The 24,419-nt window shown below is 61.1% G+C and carries 19 protein-coding genes and 4 pseudogenes; 6 read left to right on the top strand and 17 right to left on the bottom strand.

Features of this window, described 5'->3' with window-relative positions:
- Nucleotides 1–7: 7 nt before the first annotated feature.
- A complete protein-coding gene (gene lptG, locus JCM21793_RS09305) occupies nt 8–1,093 on the bottom strand; it encodes an LPS export ABC transporter permease LptG (RefSeq protein ID WP_025030200.1) in 1,086 nt (361 codons plus the stop codon).
- Nucleotides 1,090–2,294, bottom strand: a pseudogene (locus tag JCM21793_RS09300) (LptF/LptG family permease). Before JCM21793_RS09300 ends, lptG begins: the two are co-directional and overlap by 4 nt.
- Nucleotides 2,295–2,622: 328 nt before the next feature.
- On the opposite strand from JCM21793_RS09300, the gene JCM21793_RS09295 reads away from it, so the two are divergent.
- Both JCM21793_RS09295 and JCM21793_RS09290 read left to right on the top strand, forming a co-directional pair.
- Nucleotides 2,623–4,113 carry a leucyl aminopeptidase gene (locus JCM21793_RS09295; protein ID WP_025030198.1) on the top strand — a complete coding sequence of 497 codons (1,491 nt, stop codon included), beginning with the start codon at nt 2,623–2,625 and terminating at the stop codon, nt 4,111–4,113.
- Between the two features lie 4 nt (nt 4,114–4,117).
- Nucleotides 4,118–4,564 carry a DNA polymerase III subunit chi gene (locus tag JCM21793_RS09290; protein WP_007007679.1) on the top strand — a complete coding sequence of 149 codons (447 nt, stop codon included), beginning with the start codon at nt 4,118–4,120 and terminating at the stop codon, nt 4,562–4,564.
- A gap of 106 nt (nt 4,565–4,670) precedes the next feature.
- Here the strand turns inward: JCM21793_RS09290 and JCM21793_RS09285 are convergent, their stop codons facing one another.
- The 5 genes from JCM21793_RS09285 to JCM21793_RS09265 all read right to left on the bottom strand — a co-directional run bounded on the left by JCM21793_RS09285 (nt 4,671) and on the right by JCM21793_RS09265 (nt 9,978).
- Complete coding sequence (locus tag JCM21793_RS09285) at nt 4,671–5,369, bottom strand: HAD family hydrolase (RefSeq protein WP_036540025.1); 699 nt, start codon at nt 5,367–5,369, stop codon at nt 4,671–4,673.
- Complete coding sequence (locus JCM21793_RS09280; RefSeq protein WP_025030196.1) at nt 5,369–7,243, bottom strand: ABC-F family ATP-binding cassette domain-containing protein; 1,875 nt, start codon at nt 7,241–7,243, stop codon at nt 5,369–5,371. Before JCM21793_RS09280 ends, JCM21793_RS09285 begins: the two co-directional genes overlap by 1 nt.
- 146 nt (nt 7,244–7,389) lie before the next feature.
- Complete coding sequence (locus tag JCM21793_RS09275) at nt 7,390–8,130, bottom strand: hypothetical protein (RefSeq protein WP_244439706.1); 741 nt, start codon at nt 8,128–8,130, stop codon at nt 7,390–7,392.
- 470 nt (nt 8,131–8,600) lie between these two features.
- Nucleotides 8,601–9,290: a hypothetical protein gene (locus tag JCM21793_RS09270; protein ID WP_036540032.1), complete on the bottom strand. Its 690-nt coding sequence runs from the start codon at nt 9,288–9,290 to the stop codon at nt 8,601–8,603.
- Between the two features lie 175 nt (nt 9,291–9,465).
- Nucleotides 9,466–9,978 carry a DinB family protein gene (locus JCM21793_RS09265; RefSeq protein ID WP_025030193.1) on the bottom strand — a complete coding sequence of 171 codons (513 nt, stop codon included), beginning with the start codon at nt 9,976–9,978 and terminating at the stop codon, nt 9,466–9,468.
- Nucleotides 9,979–10,094: 116 nt separating this feature from the next.
- Between JCM21793_RS09265 and JCM21793_RS09260 the strand changes: the two genes are divergently transcribed.
- Together JCM21793_RS09260 and ndk are read left to right on the top strand one after the other, a co-directional pair.
- Complete coding sequence (locus JCM21793_RS09260) at nt 10,095–10,787, top strand: glutathione S-transferase family protein (RefSeq protein WP_025030192.1); 693 nt, start codon at nt 10,095–10,097, stop codon at nt 10,785–10,787.
- A gap of 98 nt (nt 10,788–10,885) precedes the next feature.
- Nucleotides 10,886–11,308, top strand: coding sequence for a nucleoside-diphosphate kinase (gene ndk, locus JCM21793_RS09255; protein ID WP_025030191.1), 423 nt, complete (start codon nt 10,886–10,888; stop codon nt 11,306–11,308).
- 57 nt (nt 11,309–11,365) lie between these two features.
- Here ndk and JCM21793_RS09250 read toward each other — a convergent pair whose 3' ends face one another.
- The 7 genes from JCM21793_RS09250 to JCM21793_RS09220 all read right to left on the bottom strand — a co-directional run bounded on the left by JCM21793_RS09250 (nt 11,366) and on the right by JCM21793_RS09220 (nt 19,061).
- Nucleotides 11,366–13,615, bottom strand: a complete 2,250-nt coding sequence (locus JCM21793_RS09250; protein WP_025030190.1) for a putative bifunctional diguanylate cyclase/phosphodiesterase — start codon at nt 13,613–13,615, stop codon at nt 11,366–11,368.
- A gap of 113 nt (nt 13,616–13,728) precedes the next feature.
- On the bottom strand, nt 13,729–14,199 hold the full coding sequence (locus JCM21793_RS09245; RefSeq protein WP_025030189.1) for a molybdenum cofactor biosynthesis protein MoaE: 471 nt from the start codon (nt 14,197–14,199) through the stop codon (nt 13,729–13,731).
- A 2-nt stretch (nt 14,200–14,201) separates the two neighbouring features.
- A complete protein-coding gene (moaD, locus tag JCM21793_RS09240) occupies nt 14,202–14,459 on the bottom strand; it encodes a molybdopterin converting factor subunit 1 (RefSeq protein WP_036540019.1) in 258 nt (85 codons plus the stop codon).
- On the bottom strand, nt 14,456–15,055 hold the full coding sequence (pgsA, locus tag JCM21793_RS09235; protein WP_007007669.1) for a CDP-diacylglycerol--glycerol-3-phosphate 3-phosphatidyltransferase: 600 nt from the start codon (nt 15,053–15,055) through the stop codon (nt 14,456–14,458). Before pgsA ends, moaD begins: the two co-directional genes overlap by 4 nt.
- A gap of 169 nt (nt 15,056–15,224) precedes the next feature.
- Entirely contained in the window at nt 15,225–17,174 is a 1,950-nt protein-coding gene (gene uvrC / locus JCM21793_RS09230) for an excinuclease ABC subunit UvrC (protein ID WP_370671636.1), read from the bottom strand.
- Between the two features lie 14 nt (nt 17,175–17,188).
- Entirely contained in the window at nt 17,189–17,953 is a 765-nt protein-coding gene (locus JCM21793_RS09225; RefSeq protein ID WP_025030186.1) for an SDR family oxidoreductase, read from the bottom strand.
- Nucleotides 17,954–18,119: 166 nt separating this feature from the next.
- Complete coding sequence (locus JCM21793_RS09220) at nt 18,120–19,061, bottom strand: calcium/sodium antiporter (RefSeq protein ID WP_025030185.1); 942 nt, start codon at nt 19,059–19,061, stop codon at nt 18,120–18,122.
- Between the two features lie 302 nt (nt 19,062–19,363).
- Here JCM21793_RS09220 and JCM21793_RS25025 point away from each other — a divergent pair.
- Nucleotides 19,364–20,034, top strand: a pseudogene (locus JCM21793_RS25025) (outer membrane protein).
- 52 nt (nt 20,035–20,086) lie between these two features.
- Here JCM21793_RS25025 and JCM21793_RS09210 read toward each other — a convergent pair.
- From JCM21793_RS09210 to JCM21793_RS25020, 3 genes and pseudogenes are all read right to left on the bottom strand, one after another.
- Nucleotides 20,087–20,755: a ribonuclease T2 family protein gene (locus JCM21793_RS09210; RefSeq protein WP_025030184.1), complete on the bottom strand. Its 669-nt coding sequence runs from the start codon at nt 20,753–20,755 to the stop codon at nt 20,087–20,089.
- A 23-nt stretch (nt 20,756–20,778) separates the two neighbouring features.
- A complete protein-coding gene (locus JCM21793_RS09205; protein ID WP_025030183.1) occupies nt 20,779–21,204 on the bottom strand; it encodes a hypothetical protein in 426 nt (141 codons plus the stop codon).
- A 79-nt stretch (nt 21,205–21,283) separates the two neighbouring features.
- Nucleotides 21,284–22,131 (bottom strand): annotated as a pseudogene (locus tag JCM21793_RS25020) (23S rRNA (adenine(2030)-N(6))-methyltransferase RlmJ).
- Nucleotides 22,132–22,215: 84 nt separating this feature from the next.
- On the opposite strand from JCM21793_RS25020, the pseudogene JCM21793_RS25015 reads away from it, so the two are divergent.
- A pseudogene (locus tag JCM21793_RS25015) lies at nt 22,216–24,316 on the top strand (molybdopterin-containing oxidoreductase family protein).
- Nucleotides 24,317–24,419 lie beyond the last annotated feature (103 nt).

Here is a 24,419-nt window from a genome sequence, read left to right as displayed (position 1 = left end):
ACCCCCACTAACCGTCCTCCTTGTACAATAGGAAAGTCACCCCGTAGAACATCGCCACGACCACAGGCGTCCAAGCAGCCACAACCGGAGGAACAACTCCGGCGCTGCCGAACGCCTTGACCAGGACCGAAACCACATAAAGCAGAAACCCGGCGAGGATTCCACCCAGAATCACCGTTGCTGACTGTCCCATTCTGGTAAATCTCATCGATACCGTAGCGGCAATCAGGGTCATGGCGACCAAGAGCAGGGGCAACACCACAAGTGAATGAAAATGCGTGGCAAACGCGTTCGCTTTAAGCCCGAAGGAGCGGGCAACTTCAATCTTCCCGGGCAGTGCGTAAATCGATGTCGCTTCCGGCCGGGCGAGTTGCTCGCCGACGAACTCCGGCTGCAGGTTGGTCTCGATCTGGATGCTCTCGATTTTTTCTGCCGCAGCGGTACCGCGTCGACGTGCCACGGCCTGCAGGTCCCAGTATCCGTCGCGCAGGAAGGCCCGCTCGGCGTCGAGACGCTCGAATATCCGGCCCTCGGCATCGATTCGGAAGAAAGTCGGGCGCACCAGCACCTGGCCGCCGTTCAGAACGGCACTCGATCCAATAATGGTTTCCTCGTCGCCCGAGCGCTGTTTGAGCCACTGCTCAGCTTCGGAATTGGTGCTGCTCTTGGCCCCGCGCACTTCGGCTTCGACGCTCTGTGCCTGTGCGAAGCCATTGGCCGCCAGCGGGTTGAGCGCTGCCACGGCAAGGACGCCGAACAGGAAGGACCCGAACGCGATCGGCGTCAGGAATTGCCAGGCCGAAACGCCGGCGGCCCGGGCCACCACCAGTTCGTATTTGCGGTTCAGGCTGATCAGCGTCGCCATTGCCGCGATGAGCCCGATAAAGGGAATCGCCTGGAGCAGGATGATCGGGGTCTGCAGCGCGGCGAGTGAAAAAGCCCATTGTGCCGTATAGCCGGGCAATCCGGCCGAACGGCTCGACACTTCTGCGAACGTCACGATGAAGATCAACAGGCCGATACCGAAGAAATTCCAGGCCGCAATGGATGCGTAGCGGCGGAAGAAATAGCCGCCAAGGGTCAGGCCGATCATCCACGCCTCCCGGCCGGTGTCCGCCTGTTTGCGAGCCGGACGCGCCAGTGCGTCATGCCGTCGGTCAGTCGTTGCATGCGCGCGTTCAGCTTCTCGACCAGTGCGTTGGCAGTTCCATCACGCGATTGGTGGCGATGAACACTGCGCATAGTCCAATCATCAAAAGGGGAGCGGCATAAAGCACGAAGGAGAACAGTGGAGAGCTTTCCGCTTCCGTGCCCGAGTAGAAGCCGATCCATCGCACGATCAGCGCAATCGCCATCGTGGTGACGATCGGGTGCAGCCGCGCTTCACGGAACGACCGCGCATCGCCCGCGACCGCCAGCGCCACCATGGCGAAAACGAGCGGGTAGAGCCATTCGGAAAGGCGCATATGCAGTTCTGCGCGGATGATCTGCGGCGACTTCTTGTAGAAACTGTCGTTCACATCCGGGTTCATCAGGAACGCGAGGGATCGGTCCTTGGGATGCAGGGTGGGTTCTCCACCACCCCCGCTTGAGAACTGCGAAAGATCGAACGCGTAAGAATCGAAACGGATAGTCGACACGTCACCATTGGCCGACTGCCTCTGCACCATGCCGTCCTGCATCACGAGAATGGAACCGCCTTCGCGCTCCACGGCAGCGCCGGTTCGTGCGTGATAGACGAGTTTGGTGTTCTCATCGCGAGAATCGGCCACGAAAATGCCGCCGAGCAGCCCGTTCGGCAGGCGCTCCGAAACCTGCACGAAAAGCCCGTCATCCACCTTCTGGAAAGACCCCTCCTGCAGCACAGTGGTGATGAGATCTGCACGCGCGTTGGCGAGCACCGAACGGAACGCCTGGCGCGAGGCTGGCTCAAGCGTGTTGTTGATCAGGAAGGAGGCAACGCTGGCACCGATGGCGATGATGAGGATCGGGCGAATGATGGTGGCGCGCGGCGCGCCCGACGCGTTGATGACCACCAGCTCGGAATCGGAATTCATCGTCGCCAGCGTCTGGGCGATGGCGATCCCGAGTGCAAAGGGAATCACGATGGGGATCACGGACGGCAGAACCAGGGCGGCAACGAAAAAGAACGTGCCGGCGGACTGGCCACTGTCGGTCACGAGGTCGATCCGGTTCAGGACCTGCGTCGTCCACACCAATGCGAGCACCCACAGCAACGCCGCCGCGAAAAGCGCGAAGGTGCGACGCATGATGTAAAGTTCGATCACCCGCATGGATATCGACAATCCGTTTCGTTGGAACAGCCCTTTAATGGCGCGCGCGAACCTAACGGTCCTGACGCGCGCGCACAATGCGCAACTGCCGGCTTTGAAGGGCGGCCCACCATTTCTTATCCCTTGCGAGACTGTGGGTGGGATTGGTTAGAAAATGCGAAACAAACGCGGTTAACAGCTTGCTTATGGAACAATAATCGAGCCGTGCAGGGTGCACGCACCGGTGAAAAATCCGAAAGCCCCCGCGTGCGGGCCTTGCCAATTCGCATAAAACCTCCAAGATCGCCGGCGCCTTCTATCGACCAATCACGGAAATCTGGGAAATATCATGACCGACAGACCGAGCGTCTCCTTCGCCAAATTCGCAATGCCCGGCAAGGGCACCGTCATCGTTCTGGCGTCCGAAGGCGGCGGTCTGGGAAAAAACGCGAAGGCCTGCGATCCGGAGGGCGTGCTCGCCAGGGCCTTCGAGGTGTCGGGATTTTCGGGCAAACTTGCAAAGAGCGTTGAAGTTCTGGCGCCCTCCGGTTCGCAGCTCGACCGGCTGACGGCCATTGGCGTCGGCAAGCCCGATGAGCTTGCGGAAGAGGCGCTTTTGAAAATCGGCGGTGCGGCGCTGGCCGCCGGCAAGTCCGCTTCCGAGGTCACCGTCGTGGCGGATGTTGACGGCGCCGAAATCGACGCCGGGGCAGCAGCCGGCATCGCGCTCGGCATGCTTCTGCGCGCCTACAGCTTCGACAAATACAAGACCACGAACCGCGACAATGGCAACGACAAGCCGGCCAAGAAGCTGAAGATTTCCATCCAGTGCGCCGATCCATCGGCGGCGAAAAAGGCTTTTGCACGCGCCGAGGCTGTCGCAAATGGCGTCGTGCTTGCGCGTGACCTCGTTAACGAACCAGCCAATGTTCTGGGCCCGGTCGAGTTCGCCGCGAAGGCGAAGGAACTGGAAAAGCTAGGCGCAAAGGTCGAGATCCTGACCGAGAAGGAGATGAAGAAGCTCGGCATGGGCGCGCTTCTGGGTGTTGCCCAGGGCTCGGTGCGCCCCCCGCGTCTGGCGATCATTGAGTGGAACGGCGGCAAGGCCAGGGAAAAACCGGTCGCCTTCGTTGGCAAGGGCGTTGTCTTCGACACGGGCGGCATTTCCATCAAGCCGGCTGGCGGTATGGAAGACATGAAGGGCGACATGGGCGGTGCCGCCGCCGTCGTCGGCGTCATGCACGCGCTCACCGCCCGCAAGGCAAAGGTCAATGCCGTCGGCTTGATCGGCCTTGTCGAAAACATGCCTGATGGCAATGCCCAGCGCCCCGGCGACATCGTCACGTCCATGTCCGGCCAGACCATTGAGGTCATCAACACCGATGCGGAGGGGCGCCTCGTCCTGGCTGATGTGCTCTGGTACTGCAACGACCGCTACAAGCCGCAGTTCATGGTCGATCTCGCCACACTCACCGGCGCGGTCATGGTGGCGCTTGGTCATCATCGGGCGGGTCTGTTTTCCAACGACGACACGCTTGCCGAGCGGCTTTTCTCTGCCGGCGAGGCAACGGGCGAGAAGGTCTGGCGCCTGCCGCTTGGCGAGGACTATGACAAGCAGATCGATTCGAAGAATGCGGACATGAAAAACTCCGCTGGTCGCATGGCCGGGTCGATCACCGCGGCCCAGTTTCTGAAGCGCTTTGTCAAGGACGGTGCCTGGGCGCATCTGGATGTCGCCGGCACGGCCATGGGCGCGCCGCTCGATGAGATCAACCGGTCCTGGGGTTCGGGCTTCGGCGTGCGCCTTCTCGATCGCCTGGTGGCCGACAGCTACGAATAGGCCGATGGATGTTCTCTTCTACCACCTGACCGAATCGACCCTGGAGGAGGCGCTGCCACCTCTGGTGGAGAAAAGCCTCGAGCGGGGGTGGAGGGTGGTGGTCCAGACAGGCACTCGCGAGCGTTGCGACGCGCTCGATAACTGGCTGTGGACATGGCGCGAGGAAGCTTTCCTCGCCCATGGCACGGACCGTGACGCGCATCCCGGGCATCAGCCGGTGCTTTTGACCGATGCCGCATCCAATCCGAATGGCGCGCAGATTCGCTTTTTCGTTGACGGAGCCGATCCGACCGGTGTGGACGGATATGAACGTGCCGTCGTGATGTTCGACGGCCACGATGCGGCCCAGCTCGATGCAGCGCGCGGACACTGGAAATCGCTCAAATCAGCCGGTCACGCGGTCACCTATTGGCAGCAGGGGCCGGACAGACGCTGGCAGAAGAAGGCGTAGGCGGCCGATTCGCTTTCGGCCCGTGGCGCGCGCTGCCTTGCAAAAGCCCTCACTCTGAGCTTGTCGGAGGGCGAGGGCGCCCGGCACCACCAATCCACCGAAATCGCTAACCGATTTCCGCCAGAACTGCTTCGATTTCACCCAGATGTACGATCTTTCGGAAGCGGGGTGCGGCGTCCGGTTCGTCCGCGTGCTCGTGCGACCAGGTCAGGTCGTGCGGCACGAACACCCCCCAGGCGCCTGCCTCGATTGCCGGGATCACATCGGATTTGAGGGAGTTGCCGATCATCATCGCATGGTCCGGCCCGTCGCCATGCGCCGCGAAAATCCGCTGATAGGTCCCGCGCGACTTGTCGCTGACGATCTCGACGGCGTCGAAGTAATCGCCAAGACCCGAAGCCGCCAGCTTGCGTTCCTGATCGAAAAGGTCGCCCTTGGTGATCAGCACCAGCCGATGGCGCCCGGAAAGCGCTTCCAGCGCTTCCTTTGCATGAGGCAGCGTCTCGACGGGATGATCGAGCATTTCGCGGCCTGCGTCGAGAATGTCGCGGATCGTCGCGGCGGGCACACGCCCGTCCGTCACCTCGACAGCGGTCTCGATCATGGAGAGGGTAAACCCCTTGATGCCAAAGCCGTATTTGCCGAGATTGCGCTTCTCGGCCTGAAGAAGCCGCTCGGTCAGATGCCCGGCGTCGGCGAAATCGGCGAGAAGCTCGGCAAAACGGGCCTCGGTCAGGCGGTAGAAGCGCTCATTGTGCCAGAGCGTGTCGTCCGCGTCGAAGCCGATGGTGAGCGGCGGTGCCATCAGGCCATTCCTTCCTCATACTCGCTGGAAAGCGTCAGCCACCGATCTTCGTGCCTTGCCAGCATGGTGGCAAGATCGGAGCGCTCCTTGGCCAGTTCCGAAACCTTTTTCGGCTCCTTGTCGTAAAGGCTCGTATCGGCAAGCCGCGCCTCGATGGCATCGATCCGCTTGCGTGTCCGATCGATCAACCCCTCGGTTGCCTTGATTTCCTTGGCAAGCGGCTCGAGGGCTGCGCGCTTGCGGGCTGCCTCCTTGCGCTTGTCCGCCTTGGAGGCCTTGTCCGTTTCCCGCTTCTCCCGGTTGCGGCTGGCGCCGCCCGTCATACGGGCGCGGTAATCGTCCATATCACCTTCATAGGACGAGACGGTCCCGTCACCGACGATCCACAGCCGGTCCGCGGTCGCCTCGATCAGGTGGCGGTCGTGGCTGATGAGGATCACCGCCCCGTCGAACATGTTCAGCGCCTCGACAAGCGCCTCGCGGCTGTCGATGTCGAGGTGGTTCGTCGGCTCGTCAAGGATGAGCAGATGCGGGGCCTCGAATGTGGCGAGCCCCATCAGAAGGCGTGCCTTCTCGCCGCCTGACAGGTCGCGGGCAGGCGTCGACATCTTTTCGGTGGTCAGGCCGAACTGCGCCACCCGTGCCCGCACTTTCGCTTCTGGCGCGTCGGGCATCAGCCGTCTCAGGTGCTGGTAGGCGTCCTCGTCCGGGCGCAGGTCGTCAAGCTGATGCTGGGCGAAGATCGAGACTTTCAGTCCGGGTGCAACGGTCTTCGAGCCCTTTTCCAGCGTCAGCCGGTCGGCAATCAGCTTTGCGAATGTCGACTTGCCGTTGCCGTTCGCGCCAAGAAGCGCGATCCGGTCGTCATTGTCGATGCGCAGCGAAAGCCCGCGCAGAACGGGCTTGCCGGGCGTATAGCCGACGGCGCCGCCATCGAGCGCGATGATCGGGGAGGCGACCGCCTTTTCCGGGTTTGGAAAGCGGAACGGCAGCACCGTCTCGTTCACCACCGCGGCCATGGGCGACATGCGTTCCAGCGCCTTCAGGCGTGACTGCGCCTGGCGAGCCTTGGACGCCTTGTAGCGAAAGCGGTCGACAAAGGACTGCATGTGCTTGCGCTGCGCGTCCTGTTTCACGCGCATCTTTTCCTGAAGCTCCGCCTTCTCGGCATATTGCCGGGCGAACTGGTCGTACCCGCCGCGCCAGAAGGTCAGTTTCTTGCGCTCCAGATGCACGATGGACGAAACGGCCCGGTTGAGAAGATCGCGATCGTGGCTGATGAGAAGAACCGTGTGCGGATAGCGCGACAGATAGTTCTCGAGCCAGAGCGTACCTTCGAGATCCAGATAGTTCGTCGGTTCGTCGAGCAGCAAGAGGTCGGGCTGGGTAAAGAGCACCGCTGCCAGCGCCACGCGCATGCGCCAGCCACCGGAAAACGAAGAAGCGGGGCGCTTCTGCGCGTCCGCGTCGAAACCAAGGCCGGACAGGATGGATGCTGCCCGGGCCTCTGCCGAATGGGCGTCGATATCGGTTAATCGCGTCTGGATTTCCGCAATTCTGTGAGCGTCTGTTGCCGTCTTGGCTTCATTCAGCAGCGCTTCGCGTTCGGTGTCCGCCCGCAGCACGATGTCGATGAGCGGTTCGTCCGTGCCCGGTGCTTCCTGTGCGACCTGGCCTATTCGGGTTCCTTTCGGCACGCTGACGGTACCGGTCTCTGAGACGAGGTCCCCGGTGATGGCGCGAAAAAGCGTGGTCTTGCCGGTGCCGTTGCGGCCCACAAGGCCAGCCTTGGTTCCAGCGGGGAGGGTAAGCGATGCCTGATCGATCAGAAGTCGTCCGGCGATGCGCAGCGATAGGTTTGAAATCGTCAACATGACGGCGTTTTGACGGCTCGCCGCCAGCCTGGCAAGCCGTGACCGTCAAAGCTGATGCCGGGCCGTGTCGGAAAATGCCTGGTGTTGCCGAAAGCAGACAGGTGTGGCCCAGTCAAAATGGGCCACACCGCTGTTGTTCGCGCTCCTCACCGGGCTGCTGCCTGGCGCAGGAACTTGCACAACTGCACGAGATCGTAGTCCCACGCGTTCGGATTGCGCAGAATGTTCACACAGCGTTTGCGGTAGACGGCGATCTGCTGATCGCTGAGGCCGCTGAGGGAGCGGCGTCCAAAGTTCTTGCTGCCGCGATTGCCGCCTGTAGAGATGCCGCCGCCATTGCCCGGGTTGTGTCCTCCAGGATTGCCTGCATCCGAACCCTTGTCGTCGGAGTTGTTGCGCCTGCCGAGACCGAACCGGAAAAGCGCGCCAAGGCTGCCGGTTCCGACATTCGCACCAACGCCAGCATTCACGCCGCCGCTTCCAATGTTTGCGCCGACATTGGCATTCAGACCGCTGCCGCCATTAATGGATGCGGAGGTGCTTGAGCCGAGGAGGCCGCCAGCGCCGCCGACCGTTGTGTTGCTCGTGGCGCTGACAGCACCTCCGACATTTGCATCTGCGTTGACGTCAGCCAGGCTGCCGCCTCCGCCGACTGAAGCGCCGACACTGGTCGAGGTCGATCCGAGGTCTGCACCTACGTTGGCCGATACGCCGTCGCTGGTTCCAACCGATGCGGAGACCCCACCGACACTGGCGCTGACCCCGCCATTGTCATTCCCGCCAACGCTGACGCCGCCAATGTCGATTGCCGCAGCCGGCAGCGCCATCGCGAGTGCAATCGCCCCGCTCGCCATGATGATGAGCATATTCTTTCGTATAATATTCATTTTCATCCTCCTTTCGGATCGAAATATTTAAAGCGAGGAGGATGCTATTGTTTGTTGTATGTGTGTAATAGTTTTATTGTCTGTATGGTTTATTGAATGAATATTAGAATTAATATACAAAGTGTGTTGATTTTTTATATTAATTATTTCTGTTTACATGATCGAGCATTTGGATCCGGCGCAGGCCCTCGAAGGGCGCACGAAAAAAGCGCTGTCCAGGCAATGCTGATACGGTCGACAGGGCGGATCCTGTTTCAGCCGGGGGTAACGTCTGTTCGATTGGGGAGGGCGGACTTGCTATGGGCGTGGCTGGGTCTCAAATCGTCAACATGGCGCGTGACGGACTACCGCCGCGCTGCGGGCCCGGTCTTCAGGGTCGACTCGACGCGACCACGGATGCTGGCTGGGTGTTGCCGAACACGGTCAGGTGTGGCCCAGGCAAGATGGGCCACACCGATTATACGCGCATTTTACCGGGCAGCTGCCTGGCGCAAAAGCTTGCACAGTTGCACGAGGTCATAATCCCAGCTGCTCGGGCTGCGCAGAATGTTCACGCAGCGTTTGCGGTAGATGGCGAGCTGCTGCTCGCTGAGGCCGCTAATGGCGCGGCGTCCAAGATTTCCACTATTGCCATTGCCGGGGACGTTCACACCGGGGGTGCCGGTGCCTGGCGTTCCGGGTCCAGGCGTCCCAGGTCCAGGGCGGTTGCGAGCGCCCAGGCCAAGATTAATGCCAGCCCCGATGCCTCCGCTTCCCACGTTTGCTTCCACGCCGGCATTCAGCCCGTTGCTGCCGCCAATGGATGCTGTTGTGCTTGAGCCAAAGAGGCTGCCACCGCCTCCGCCAACAGTGGTGCTGCTTCTCGCGCTTGCAGCGCCTCCCACATTCGCGTTTGCATCGACGCCGGCAATGCTGCCGCCTCCGACGGAAGCGCCGACATTGGCTGATGTCGATCCCAGATCGGCATTGACGTCGGCCGACACACCATTGTTCGTGCCGACTGAAGCGGAGACGCCGCCTACGCCAACGCTGACGCCACCATTGTCATTACCGCCGACGCTCACACCGCCAAGGTCAATTGCTGCAGCGGGCAGCGCCAGACTGAGTGCAAGGGCTGCGGACGTCGTTCCAGTAAGTATTCTCCTGTGTACAAGGTTCATCATTGTCCTCCTGATTCATCTGGAGTGGTTTCGACAATGATTATTGTAGGGCGCATCACAAATATTAAATTCCAACATTTGTAATAGAGTTTATGTAAGAAAACAAAAGAGGTATAATTATAATAAAACAAAAATATTTTAAAAATGTAATATTTGGAAATATGTATGATATATATCAACCAAAGCGGGAACCTGTTTTTGTTCTCTGAAAATAGATCAGGTCGATCGAGGGTGCTTCCGCTCCCAGGATAGAGAGCGCGGCGTGGGCGTGCCCCCGATGGTGCGTTTGATGATTGAAGAAGTGGCTCAGTGCCGGTGCAAGGCGTTGGGAAACGGTTCTGACATCGGTAACGGTCACATAGGTGAAGCGGCCGGAAAAAGCTTCTTCTTCAAGGCTTTCGACCCAGTTTATGATCCGCTGGTCTTCACTTTCCCGGGCAATGCGCAGGGCCGGCAGCGCTGAATGCAGGATCGTGTCGAGACGGCCGGGGGCTGCCCCTTCGCCTGTGAAACGTTTCATCCAGATAGGATCGGCCACGAGGATGTGGTTCAGCGTCCCCATAAGCGATTTGAAGTAGACACCCACGTCGCGGTTGAGCGCCTCCGCGTAGAGGGTCTGTGCGGCTTCGTAGATTCTGGCATTGGCCCAGAAATTGTAGGAAGCGAACATTTCAAAATGCTGTTTCATCGTTTTTTGTCCGGAATCTGGAGCAGGAAATCCTGCATTTGGCGCATTGTCACGCGAGCCGAATGTGCAATCGTACGCACCCTGTCAGGTCTCATCCGTAACCGAAAGGACCAAGCGTGACGATTGCATTGTACGATCTCGTGGGCGCGGACGAAACGCGTCCGTTCAGTCCGCATTGCTGGAAAGCTGCCTTTGCGCTGGCCCACAAGGGGCTCGATTTCAGGTCGGTTCCCGTGCGCTTCACCCAGATCGCGGGCATCGAGGCCGGAGAGTTCAGGACCGTTCCGGTCATCCGGGATGGAGAGCGGGCGTTTGTCGATTCCTTCCAGATCGCACTCTATCTGGAGGAAACCTATCCAGAGCGGCCCTCGCTCTTCGCCGGCGAAGGCGGCAGGTCTCTTTCGCGTTTCATCGAAAAATGGGCGCAGACCACGCTTGTCGGTTATATCGGCCCCTCCCTGCTTCTCGAAATTCATGCAGCACTTGAGCCTGCCGATCAGGCCTATTTCCGAGAAAGCCGTGAAAAACGTTTCGGGCGCACTCTGGAGGAAACGGCGAAGGGCCGCGAGGAACGCCTTGAGGGATTTCGGGCGAGCCTGGCGCCGCTACGCCTGATGCTCTCCGATCAGCAGTTCATTGGCGGGCAGGGACCCCTCTTCGCCGACTATATCGTGGCCGGCATTTTTCAGTGGGCCCGCGTCATCTCGCCATTCCCGCTTCTGGCCCCGGATGATCCGGTTGCCGCGTGGTTCGAGCGCTGTTTGGACCTTCACGATGGTCTCGGCCGGGCTGTGCCCGCCGCCGCCTGAAGGGAAGGGCCTTCCCATGTGCGTTCCGGACCGCTATAGAGCGCGCCATCTCCACGAATGAGATCACGCTCTCAATCCAGACAATCGAAGGACAGACCATGGCGATCGAACGCACATTTTCCATGATCAAGCCGGATGCCACGAAGCGCAATCTGACCGGTGCCATCACCAAGAAGCTCGAGGATGCCGGCCTGCGTGTCGTGGCATCGAAGCGCGTGTGGATGAGCCGCCGTCAGGCCGAGGGTTTCTATGCCGTGCACAAGGAGCGTCCGTTCTTCGATGAGCTGTGCGAGTTCATGTCCTCCGGCCCGACCATCGTTCAGGTTCTCGAGGGCGAGAACGCCATCCTGAAGAACCGTGAAGTCATGGGCGCCACCAACCCGGCCGAAGCCGCCGAAGGCACGATCCGTAAGGAGTTTGCCACCTCGATCGGCGAGAACTCCGTTCACGGTTCCGATGCGCCCGAGACGGCAGCCGAGGAGATCCGCTACTGGTTCTCCGACACGGAAATCGTCGGCTGAGGGCAAACGTTTATCGAACGCTGCTTTTTTGGAACCGGGGCTTCGGCCCCGGTTTTTTCATGCACCCTGCCGCGAGTTCGGAAACTTGAGTATCGAGGCGGGATTGCGCTCAAGGACAAATTTGGAAAAGTCTGCGCCCGTCATGGCGCGGCCATAGAGCCAGCCCTGAAAATACGCGCAGCCTGACGATTTCAGAAGCGCTTCCTGCTGCGGTGTCTGCACATGCTCCGCCACCGCCGAGAGGCCGAGTGTCGAGGCCATGTCAAGCATGGTCTGAACAAGCGCGCGGTTGCTTTCGCTGCCTTCGATGTCGGTGATGAAGCTGCCGTCGATCTTGAGTTCGTCAAATGGCAGTTTCTTCAGATAGGCGATGGACGAGTAGCCCGTCCCGAAATCGTCAAGCGAAAGCCTCACGCCGAGCGCCTTCAACTCGTTCATCCGCCGTGTGATCTGCATCTGGTCGCTGGTCAGCACCCGTTCCGTCATCTCCAGCGTAAGGCGCTGCGGGTCGAGGCCATGCGCGTTGAGTCGGTCGTGCAGGAAATCGAGAAAATCGGGGTCGCGCAGCGACTTTAGGCTGATGTTGACCGCCATTCGCAGGTCCGCAAGGCGCGGGTTCTGGTTCCATAGGGAGAGCGTGCGCACGCTGGTCTCGATCACCCCGCGTCCGAGCAGTTCCGCAAGCCCGTGCTGTTCGGCCAGCCCCACGAAATCGCTTGGCGAAAGCGCGCCATGTTCAGCGTGGTTCCAGCGCAGCAGCGCCTCGGCGCCAACCACATGGCCGGCTGCATTCACCTGCGGCTGGTAGTGCAGTTCCAGATTGTTGTCCACCAGCGCGCTGCGCATGTCGTTCAGCAGGCGAAAGCGCTGGCGTTCCTTCTGCAGCACCTTCGGGTCGAACAGGGCGACATTGTTTCGCCCGAGGCTCTTGGCCTGATACATCGCCATGTCGGCATTTTTCATCAGGACTTCGGGCCCCTTTTCGCGGCCGTCGAAAACGAGCACGCCGACACTAGCCGAAGTGTGATGGATCATCTGCCCGAGCACGAATTCCTGCCGCAGCGCCGCAAGCACCCGGTTGGCCGCCACGATCGCATTGCGGGTCGCGCTTGCAGCGGTCGTGTCGCTCAGGGACAGGACAATGACGAACTCGTCCCCGCCGATCCGCCCGACGGTATCCTGAGGCCCGATGGCAGCCTGCAGGCGGTTGGCAACCTGTTTGAGAAAGGTATCGCCGACATCGTGCCCCATTGTGTCGTTGAGGGTTTTGAAGTTGTCGAGGTCGATGAAGAGGATCGCCCCTCGATGACCGGCCCTGCGGCACGTCGTCATCTGCCGGCCCACCTGGTCGAAGAGCCGTCGCCGGTTGGGAAGTCGGGTCAGCGGATCGTAGAATGCCAGGCGCTCGATCTCCATTTCATTCTTCTTGCGCAGGGAGACGTCGGCAAGATAGCCGTGCCAGACTATGCCTTCCTTGGTGGTCTCGGGCATGGCCGCGACGCGCAGCCATTTCTCCGCTCCGTCCGCCGCATGGATGCGGAATTCGCACTCCCAGGGTGTGAGCCGGGTGCCTGATTCCCTCAACGTTTCCAGATAGTGCGCACGGTCATCGTTGTGGACCATGTGAAGAACGGTGTTCGGGTTTTCTGGCACGGTTCGGTCGTCGTATCCGAGCAGGTGGCGGAAGCCTTTTGACACATAGAGAACGGAAAACTCCCCGTCGGTCCGCCGCAGCAACTGGAAAAGCCCGCCTGGCAGCTGCGATGTCAGCTTCTCGAACATGTCCTGCAGTTTCAGGCGCTTCATCGTCTCCGTGATTTCGCGCACGGAGCCTTCATAGTAGAGCGCCTTGCCGGTGCGCCGGTCGCGCACGAGGCGTGCTGATTCGCTGATCCAGATGCGCTCCCGCGTCTTGTGGCGATAGACTTCCGAAATGAAGTTTTCGACTTTCCCCTTGGTCTCAAGCTCGGCCCTGAACGCCTCACGTCGGGTGGGGTCTACATACCATTCCTTGGCGATGTCCTTGACGCCGGCAAGGAGTTCGGCCTCGCTTCCGTAGCCGTTCAGGCGCACAAGCGCCGGGTTCGCGCTCAGCTGGCGCCCGTCCGGCGTTGACCGGTAGATGCCTTCGGAGAGGTGCTCGATCAGCTCCTGGTGATTCTTCTGCTCGTCGCGCGCGCCCCGATAGCGCCGGCTTACGCGAAACAACTGAAAACCAAGCCCCAGGCATCCCAGAATGCCTGCTGCTGCGATCAACCAGGCGGGATGTGCTCCCGCAACCAGCATTGTCTGGAAAGGTTCCGACATTGCTCTCCCACCGGCGTTACCTTGAGGAAGCTATAACCCTGAATGGTTTGTCGAAACGTCTAGTCTTGAGAGAAATGATCGCTATCGTTAGCAAGGCGTAAAGGCCGCCGGCCTCAGCGCTCCCAGCGCTTCATGTCTTCCTGGTCACGGTCTTTGGCTTCCACCCAGCCGGCCCCGGTTTCGCCCGCGGCATGTTCCTTCTTCCAGAAGGGTGCGCGGGATTTAAGATAGTCCATGAGGAAGTCTGCGGCCTCGAAGGCCGCGCGCCTGTGGGCGGAGGCCGCGACCACGAGAACGATGTTTTCGCCAGGTGCGATCCTGCCGAAACGGTGGATAACCGTCAGACCGCTAAGCGGCCAGCGCTGCGCCGCCTCGTCGGCGATGCGGCCAATCTCCGCCTCGGCCATACCGGGATAATGTTCCAGCTCAAGCGCTTCCAGCCGGCCGTCCTCATCGCGGCAGAGCCCGGTGAAACTCACGATCGCGCCCACGTCGCGCCGTCCGTCGCTCAGCCGCCGGGCTTCCGTGGCAAGGTCGAAATCACCGGCCTGAACGCGCACCAGCGGTTCGCAGACGGATGTCATGGTCACCCCCCGGTCATCGGCGGGAAGAGCGCAATCTCACCATTGGCGGGGAGAGGGGCCGCATGGTCCGCATGTTCCTGGTTGATGGCGACGCGAATGACTTCCGGGCGCTCCAGCGCGGTCTCGTAGTTTTCGCCGCGTTCTTTCAGCCAGTTGAGCAGGTCTGCCACCGTCTTGACGTCGGCAGGCAGGTCCACCGTCTCTTCAGGCAGCCCGATGCGTTCGCGCACCCATGCAAAGTAAATCAGCTTCATCGTCATTCCTCCACGATGTGCTTCAGCCCGGCGCGGAAATAGTCATAGCCCGTATAAAGCGTGACGATGGCGGAAATCCAGAGCAGCACGATACCGAGCTGCGTGGTGTAGGGCAGGACCTTGTCACCGGCAGGCCCCGCGAGCAGGAAGCCGATCGCCACCATCTGGATCGTGGTCTTCCATTTCGCGAGCTGCGTGACGGGAACGCTGACCTTGAGGGCAGCAAGATACTCGCGCAGACCCGAAACGAGAATTTCACGGCAAAGGATGATGATCGCTGCCCACAGCGTCCACCCGGCGATGGTGCGGTCCGTGTCGGCTGCAAGCAGCAGAAGGCAGGTGGAAACGAGCAGCTTGTCAGCGATGGGGTCGAGCATCTTGCCGATGTTCGATGTCTGCTCCCAGATGCGGGCCAGATAGCCGTCCAGATAGTCTGTGATGCTGGCGGCGATAAACAGCGCCAGTGCCGACCAGCGGGCGAAATCGCTTGATTGAAGCCTGCCTTCCAGAAAAAAGCACAGGACAATCGCCGGCACCGCGAGAATTCTGCCATAGGTCAGGAGGTTCGGAATGTTGAATGCCGGTGTGCTACGTCTGGCCATGAAGCGCAATCCTGCTCCGGTCTGCCGCGGAGCACCCGCAGGCGCCCCAGTCTGTTGAATTCGACGCTGCCAGCTTGAACCGGCCGCCTGCCAATCACTTCCTGTCAAATCAGAACCCGGCGCCTACGGCAAGCGCCAACCATGCCGGGCGCGACGAAACAACGCCGCCTCAGCCGTTTTCGTGAAAGTGGTTATAGATCTGGCGTGCGATGGCCTCCGAAATGCCATCCACCGCGGTAAGGTCTTCGATGCCGGCGCGGCTCACCGCTTTGGCGGTGCCGAAATGGTGCAGAAGCGCGCGCTTGCGGCCGGGGCCGATGCCGCCGATCTCGTCGAGCGGGTTTTTCACCATCTCCTTCTTGCGTCGGGCACGGTGCGAACCGATGGCAAACCGGTGCGCTTCATCGCGCAGCCGCTGAATGAAATAGAGAACCGGATCGCGCACGGGCAGGCTGAACGGGTTTCTGCCTGCCATGAAAAAGCGCTCGCGCCCGGCATCGCGATCAACACCCTTGGCGACACCGATGGCCGTCACCAGACCGGCAATTCCAAGTTCCTCCAGAACCTGCGTGACCGCCGCCAGTTGCCCCTGTCCGCCGTCGATGAGAAGGACATCGGGCCAGGCAGGCATCTCCGCCGCATCCGTTTCCTGCGTATCGATGTCAGGTGCATCCGCGGAGCCCGGCAACCCGTTCTCCTTGATCAGCCGTGAGAAGCGTCGCTGCATCACTTCGCGCATCATGCCGTAGTCGTCGCCGGGTGTAATGTCGGTCGAACGGATGTTGAACTTCCTGTACTGGTTCTTCGCAAAACCCTCCGCACCGGCAACGATCATGCCGCCCACCGCATTTGTCCCCATGATGTGCGAGTTGTCGTAGACCTCGATACGGCGCGGCGCGCCATCCAGGCCGAATGTTTCGGCAAACCCTTCCATCAGCCGCGCCTGCGAGGAGGTCTCGGCCAGTCGCCGCCCCAGCGCCTCGCGGGCGTTCTGCAGGGCATGGTCGGTCAGGTCCTTCTTTTCGCCGCGCTGCGGGCAGGAGACCTGCACCTTCCGGCCGGCCCGTGTGGCGAGTGCATCGGCCAGAAGGTCCTGCTCCTCGATCTCGTGCGACAGGAGCACCATGCGGGGGCAGGGCTTGTCGTCGTAGAACTGGGCGAGAAAGGCACCAAGCACTTCCTGCGCTTCAAGGCTCGGATCGGCCTTCGGAAAATAGGCCCGATTGCCCCAGTTCTGTCCGGTGCGGAAGAAGAAGACCTGTATGCAGTTCTGCCCGCCCTCCTGATGGATCGCGAACACATCGGCCTCTTCGACACCCTGCGGGTTGATGCCCTGATGGCTTTGCACATGGCTCAGGGCGGAAAGCCGGTCGCGGTAGATCGCGGCGCGTTCGAAATCGAGCGCCTCGGAGGCTTCCTGCATCGACTGGGCGATTTCGGCTTTCACCTTGCTGGAACGGCCCGAAAGAAAGGCTTTGGCCTCCGAAACCAGCTCGGCATAGTCGTCCTCGCTGATTTCGCCCGTGCAGGGCCCGGAACAGCGCTTGATCTGGAAAAGGAGGCAGGGGCGCGTGCGGCTTTCAAACACCGAATCGGTGCAGGTACGCAGGAGAAAGGCGCGCTGCAGGGAATTGATTGTGCGCCCGACGGCCCCCGCCGAGGCGAACGGGCCGAAATAATCGCCCTTCTTCGAGCGTGCGCCGCGATGCTTGAAGATGCCGGGCGCCGGATGGTCGCCGGTCAGAAGGATATAGGGGAACGACTTGTCGTCGCGCAAAAGGACATTGAAGCGTGGCCGCAGCCGCTTGATGAGGTTCGCTTCCAGAAGCAGCGCTTCGGTTTCCGTTCGCGTAACCACGAATTCCATGGACGCCGTCTCGCGCACCATGCGGCCGATACGGTTTGTATGGCCGCGACCCTGCGCGTAGTTGGTCACGCGCTTCTTGAGGCTGCGCGCCTTGCCCACATAAAGGACATCGCCTTCGGCATTCATCATGCGGTAGACGCCGGGAGCGTTTGGCAGGCGCTTGACGGCCGACTGGATGACCTCAATGCCGACAACACCGCCCGTCGTCTCGCCGCTGTCCCACTCCAGCGCCAGGTTCGCCGGCTCTTTCAATGTGATTTTGGCGCTCACTCGGGCACTCCTGCCACGTCCGGCGTTTCCCATGCCAGATGCTGTCCGCCGTCGAGCGCGATCATCTGACCGGTAATTGAACGTGTTTCCCACAGATACCGGATGGTGCGACCGAAATCCGCCAGATCGGGGCCACGCTCCAGAATAAGGGCGTCCGTCTGCCTGTCGAAATCCGCCTGCTGCTGGCGCTGGTTCGGCAGGGTGGGGCCGGGGCCAATCGCGTTGACGCGTATGTTCGGTCCGAGCGCCTGCGCCATGGTTCGCGTGGCTGTCCAGAGGGCCGACTTCGAAAGCGTGTAGCTGAAGAAGCGTGGATTGAGGCGCCACACGCGCTGGTCGATCATGTTGACGATCAGCGCGTCCTGCCCGCCCGGAAGCGCGTGCACCAGCGCCTGTGCGATCAAAGCCGGTGCTTTCACATGCAGGTCGAAATGCGCATCCCAGCTTTCATCCGTGAAATCGGCAATGCCGTCATCCTCGAACACGGAGGCGTTGTTGACGAGAATGGATGGCACGCCGAGCGCGCGGCGGGTCTGCTCGATCAGGTCGCGGGTTGCCGCGCCATCCTGCAGATCGGCCTGCACCACTTCGGCTTCACCACCATCCCTGACGATCTCATCGGCAAGCTTTTCGGCTGCCTCGCGGGAACGGCTGCAGTGAATGGCAACGGCGAACCCGTGCTCTGCCAGATCGCGCGCAATGGCCGCGCCGATGCGCCTCGCACCTCCGGTTACCAGTGCCGTTGCCCTCGATTGAGCCATGTCTTTCCCATCTTGTTCAACTCAGCTGCGAATCCTGACGCCATGCGCCAGCGCATTCTACAACTTTGTTTAAGCCCAATGCCCATGACGTCCAAGCCTGCAGAGCGTTCGACCGTTCACTGCTGACAGGTGCACGCTTTCTCCGCTACCGGGTTTTCGCGCAGGATCAAAAGACCGTGGCAATGTAACCCGCAAAGCCGGCAAGCATCGCGCTACCCATGAGCTTGCCTGACGCAATGCGCAGGAAGCCGAGAAGTGCGAGCACACAGGCGGCGGCGAGCATCACCCACATGTCGATGGAGACAATGCGCGGATCCACGGCGATTGGCGTAATCAACGCTGTCAGGCCCATGATGCAGGCGATGTTAAAGATGTTCGATCCCACGATATTGCCCAGCGCAACGGTGGAATGGCGCTTCAATGCAGCCGCCAGGCTCGTGGCGAGCTCGGGAAGCGAGGTGCCGATGGCAACGATCGTCAGACCGATGACGGCATCGCTCACGCCAAAACTCTCGGCGATCCTGACGGCACCGGCCACGGTCAGCTGGGCTGCGACTGGCAATCCGATCACGCCGGCGATCAGGTAGGTGGAGATCCGTTTGCGGTCGTGTGGGGCCTCGCCGATCTCTTCATGGAAGTCGTGGTCGGCCGGTGCCTTGCCGTTCACCGCATCGCGCGCCTGCCACGCGATGAAGGCGCAGAGACCCGCGAAAAGCACTGCGCCTTCGATCCGGGTGATGATGCCACCCGTGAGCATCCACATGAATATGACGGTCGAGACGAGCATGGCCACCAGATTGCGCCGCAGCCCTTTGCCGTCCGATACGATCGGATAGATGATCGCCGGCAGACCAAGCACCAGCAGGATGTTGGCGATGTTGGAGCCGACCACATTGCCGACCGCCAGACCGGGCGCTCCCGAAAGGGCCGCCTGGATGGAGGTGAAGAGTTCGGGTGCAGACGTTCCGAAGGCCACCACTGTCAGACCGATGATCAGTGGAGAAATGCCGAGGTTTTCCGCCAGTCCCACAGCGCCCTTGACGAATATGTCACCGGCCAGCACCAGAAGGATGACACCGGCTGCAAGTATGAGCAGGCTGAAAAGCATGAGGAACCTCGTGAGAATCGGAACAGCCGCCGGAATATAGGTGCTCGAATGCTGGCCCCCAAGGTGTCCGCCCCGGCATGTTGCTCTTTTGCAACGTCAATTTTCCGCCTTATTGGCGCCCCTGAAAGACCTATTTTTCGGGCACGTTCAGCCTCATTTCGCGCCCAGATAGGTCTCATGCGAGATCGGCCCGCTTCCTCCCAGGATGACCGGTCTCGCCAGCGTGGTGCGTTTGAACGGGCATGATGCCAAGAGGGGCGCCCACAGCTTTGAAAATGCTAGTGGCTTAAGGAGTATGGACCATGAAAGCCCATAAGAACGTCATTCTTTCCGCGGCCGCAGCCGTCGGTTTTGTTGCAGTGGCTGGTGCCGCACAGGCTGCTGACGCAGTCATGGAGCAGCCACCCGCACCGCCTGCCGCGCCGGTGATCTCCACCCCGATCAACGATTGGGAAGGTGGCTATGCCGGTATCGCGCTTGGCTATGGCTTCTCCGGTGAGACCGCAGCTAATCAGCCGGTCGCAGGCAATGACATTGATACCGATGGCTTTGTCGGCAACGGCTTCGCCGGCTGGAACTTCCAGTCGGGCAGCTTTGTCTACGGTGTTGAAGCGATGTCGGTTACAACGGTATGAAGGGCACCAATGCCGGTGTCGAATCCAAGCACGGCGTCGACGGCACGCTGCGCGCCCGTCTCGGCGTTGCCGCGACCGACAACATCCTGATCTACGGCACGGCCGGTGGCGCTGCGCAGCGTCTGAAGATCACCGATGCGGCCGGTTCCGACACCAACACCATGCTCGGCTGGACGGCCGGTGCCGGCGTCGATGCCAAGCTGACCGACAAGGTCTTCGGTCGCGTCGAATACCGTTACACCAAGTTCGGTGACGAAGCGTTCAACACCGGCAGCGGTGCGCAGGAAGTCAGCGACAGCTCCAACAAGGTCATGTTCGGCCTTGGTATGCAGTTCTGATCGAAGCGACAGACTGAAATGGAAAAGCCGGGCCCTGTGCCCGGCTTTTTCTTTATCCGCCCCGCGCCGGCGGCATCAGGACTCGCTCGCGCCGGCAGTCCTTTCGGTCCACGGCCTCGCAGGACCGGAACTCCAGATCCCTGGTCATGCAAATGCGCACTTCGCGCAGATAGCGATTGTCGCAGGTGACGGCGATGGCGTCTTTCTTCAGGCCGGGATTGGCTTCAAGGAAGGCCTCTTCCACACGTTTCGGCGAAACCATCTCCGGCTTCGCCAGCCGGCGGAACTCGGGGGGCGTTTCCACACGCTCCCGCGCTTTGCGGGAGAGGGCGAAATAGTTCTCCTGCGCAAACCCGGTACACATGCCGTGCTTGCGCCATTGATGGCCCATCAGGCCTGCCGAGGGCATGATGTCTCGATACTGATCAACCAGCGCATTGGGCACACGCTGCGGCCGCTTCGAACGGCAGTACTCGGGGTAACTTTTCTCATATTGCGGCCAGAGCCCGTGGACCACGAAGGCATAGGGCCGCTCGCGTCCGCATTGCTGCCGGTTGGCCTCCGCACCTTCGGCGGCGCAGTAGCTGGGCGACCAGCTTAGCGACAGCACATAGAAATCGAACTCACCCGCCGGCGCACCGCGCTCGCCTGCTATGGCCGGGGTCGTGGAGGCTGCAAGATATGCCAGAAAAGCGGCGGAAAGCCGCGATGCCAGACCCATAATTTGCCCCGAGCCCGCCTAGTCTATCGCAGCACGCGGCAGTGGCCGTCATAGACGTTCCAGCGGTCGAAGCCGGAAACGCAGAACTCGACATTGTTGCCGAGTCCGGCAAAGCCCTGGCCATATTCGATCAGATACCAGATCGTCCGGTCGCGCCCATCGGAGAGGCGCGCCGTGGCGCGGCAATAGCGCCGCTCGATCGGGCTGTCATAGGAGGACGGGCTGTAGCGTGTCTGGTAGGACCCGTAGAAATCGACGATGTCGACGTCGGGCAGGTTCGGCACATGGGTGACCTGATATCGGAAACGCTTCTGAATGGTCGAATGAACGCGCGCATCCGCGCAGACATCGTCCACCGCGCCATAAATGCCGACCGGATCGGCTGCCATCGCCTGCATCGAAAGGAATGATGCGGTGAGGCCGGCTGCAAGAGCCAAAAAGCGCGCCATAGGTCTGTCTCCCGGATTGTTGCGGTGCGGTGGATTGAAGTTTTGCGCCAGTGAGCGGTTTGGGTCAAGCATGGTCACGCTATTCTGCCGTAAGCCTTTCGAGTGCCCAGCGGCCCTTGCCCTCTTCGCCAAGAATGCCGGCAAGAACAGGAAGCAGCGTTTCCATCTCCTCGCGCAGCACGAAAGGCGGGTTGACCACGATCATGCCCGTCCCGTCGAGGCGCGGTTCATCGGAGGGCGCGCGCAATTCGAGACGGATGTCGATCACATCGGCAATGCCGCTTTCGGTAAGGTGTCTGCGGAAAGCCTGAACCGCGTCATGGTTCTTGATCGGGTACCAGACCGCATAGATGCCGCCCGGCCAGCGCCGGTGCGCCTTTTCAAGTTTCATGACGATGCGCCCGAACTCGTCTTCTTCCTCGAAGGGCGGGTCGATCAGCACCAGTCCGCGCTTTTCCTTCGGCGGCAGATGCGCGCCCAGCGCCAGCCAGCCATCGAGTTCGATGACCCGTGTCTGGAAATCGCCTGCAAAAACTTCCTTCAGCCGCGCGGCGTCCTGTGGGTGCAGTTCGATGGCGGTCAGACGATCCTGCTTGCGCAGAAGATGGCGCACGAGGCGCGGCGAGCGGGATAGTGCTGGATCCCCGCACCCTGATTCTCCTTATGAACCGCTTCCAGCAAGGGATTCAAAAGGTTCGATGTTTTCTCATCGAGGGAAGCCTCGACCAGTCGGCCGATCCCGTCGCGCCATTCGCCGGTTTTCTGCGCCTCTTCCGAACTCAGGTCGTAGAGGCCGATACCCGCATGCGTGTCGATCACGCGGAAAGCCTTGTCCTTGCGCTTCAGATATTCGACGATGCGCGCCAGAATGGCGTGCTTGACCACATCGGCGAAGTTTCCGGCATGATAGGCGTGGCGATAGTTCATGTTTCCAGCTTCAGTGAGGCCTGCACGTGATTTTCTGTTCACTGGCTCTACGCGTCCGTACAGAAAATCGCTAGTGTTCCCGCCATGAACACACACGCAAACATCCATATCGGCCATTCGGCCTGTCCGCATGACTGCCCGTCGACCTGTGCGCTCGATGTCGAGGTGAAGGACGGGCGCATCGGTCGCGTCCATGGCGCCAAGGACAACAGTTACACCGCCGGCGTGATCTGCGCCAAGGTTGCCCGCTATGCCGAACGCATCCACCACCCCGACCGCCTGCTGAAGCCGCTGGTTCGTTCCGGCGCCAAGGGCGAGGGGCAGTGGAAGGAGGCGAGCTGGGAGGCCGCGCTCGACCGTGTGGCCGAAGCCTTCCTGAAGGCGGAGGAAAAATACGGGACCGAGACCGCCTGGCCATATTACTATGCCGGGACGATGGGGTTGGTGCAGCGCGATTCCATAGACCGCCTGCGACACGCCAAACGCTATTCCGGCTTTTTTGGCACGGTCTGCACCAATGCGGCCTGGACCGGCTTTGTCATGGGAACTGGCGATCTGCGCGGGCCCGATCCACGCGAAATGGCCAAGTCCGACTGCGTGGTGATCTGGGGCACCAACGCCGTTGCGACCCAGGTCAATGTGATGACGCATGCGATCAAGGCGCGCAAGGAGCGCGGTGCGAAGATCATTGTCATCGACGTCTACGACAATGCGACCATGAAACAGGCCGATCTCGGCCTCGTTCTGAAGCCGGGCACGGATGCTGCCCTTGCCTGCGCGGTCATGCATGTCCTTTTCCGCGATGGTCTGGCTGACTGGGCATTTCTCGACAAATACACCGACGATCCCAGGGGCTCGAAGCGCATCTGAAGACGCGCACGCCCGAATGGGCGTCTGCCATTACCGGCCTTTCGGTTGACGAAATCGAGACCTTTGCCAGGCTGGTGGGCGAGACGAAACGCACCTTCTTCCGGTTGGGCTATGGATTTACGCGCAATCGCAATGGCGTTGTGAACATGCATGCCGCCCTTTCCATCGCGGCCGTCACCGGCTGCTGGCAGTATGAGGGCGGAGGGGCGTTTCATTCCAATTCCGGCATCTTCCGCCTCGACAAGTCGCAGATCGAGGGCAGTGCGCTGTGCGATCCGTCCATCCGATCGCTGGATCAGGCGCAGATCGGGCGCATTCTGACCAATGATGCTGAGGCACTGCATGGGGGGCCACCCGTCACCGCACTTCTGATCCAGAACACCAATCCGGCCAACATCGCTCCGGAACAGCGGCTGGTGAAAAAGGGTTTTCTGCGCGAGGACCTTTTCACCTGCGTGCACGAGCAGTTCATGACCGACACGGCGAAGCTTGCCGATGTGGTTCTGCCGGCGACGATGTTTTTGGAACATGACGACATCTATCGCGGTGGCGGCCACCAGCACATCATTCTCGGCCCCAAGCTCGTGGATGCCCCCGGCGAGGCACGGGAAAACCTGTTCGTGATCGAGGAGCTTGCGGAGCGTCTCGGCGTTGCCGACAAGGGCGGTTTTGGTCTGACGGCGCGCGAGCATGTCGAATTCATGCTGGAGAAGCGCGGGCTTGGTACGTTCGAAAGCTTCAAGGCCGATCGCTGGGCCGATGTGCAGCCGGATTTCGACACTGCGCATTTCGTCGACGGTTTCGGTCACCCTGACGGCAAGTATCGGTTCCGGCCTGACTGGACGGGAACGCCTGCGCCCAACCGCCCGCCGGCCTCTATCGGCCTGCAGGGGCCGCACGCGCGCATGCCGGAGTTTCCCGACCATATGGATTTCATCGAAGTGGCGGATCCGGAGCATCCCTACCGGCTGGCGACCTCGCCGGCGCGCACCTTCCTGAATTCGAGTTTTACGGAAACGCCGGGCTCGGTGAAACGGGAAGGGCGACCGGAGCTGATGCTGCATCCAGACGATGCGGCAGAGCTTGGGCTTCAGGCCGGCGATCGCGTGGAGATCGGCAATCAGCGTGGCGCAGTGGTGCTGCACGTCAAGCTTTTTGACGGTGTGCGGCGCGGCGTGGTGATTGCGAGGGCATCTGGCCGAACAGCGCGCATGAGCGCGGTGAGGGCATCAATGTATTGACCGGTGCAGATTCCATCGCGCCATATGGCGGCGCGGCGTTCCACGACACGAAGGTGTGGGTGCGGGCTGTGTGAGGACCAGGCCGTGCGCTCGCGCATTCTGCTAATGGGTTCCGAATAGCCTGCGGCTTCCGGGATGACGGGGCATTGCAAGACAGGCACCTTCGTTGCCGCGCGG

Source organism: Nitratireductor aquibiodomus NL21 = JCM 21793 (assembly GCF_000615975.1).
GTDB classification, from domain to species: domain Bacteria; phylum Pseudomonadota; class Alphaproteobacteria; order Rhizobiales; family Rhizobiaceae; genus Nitratireductor; species Nitratireductor aquibiodomus.
Note: the sequence above shows the minus strand (reverse complement) of the source record. Positions and strands in the feature narration are given on the sequence as shown.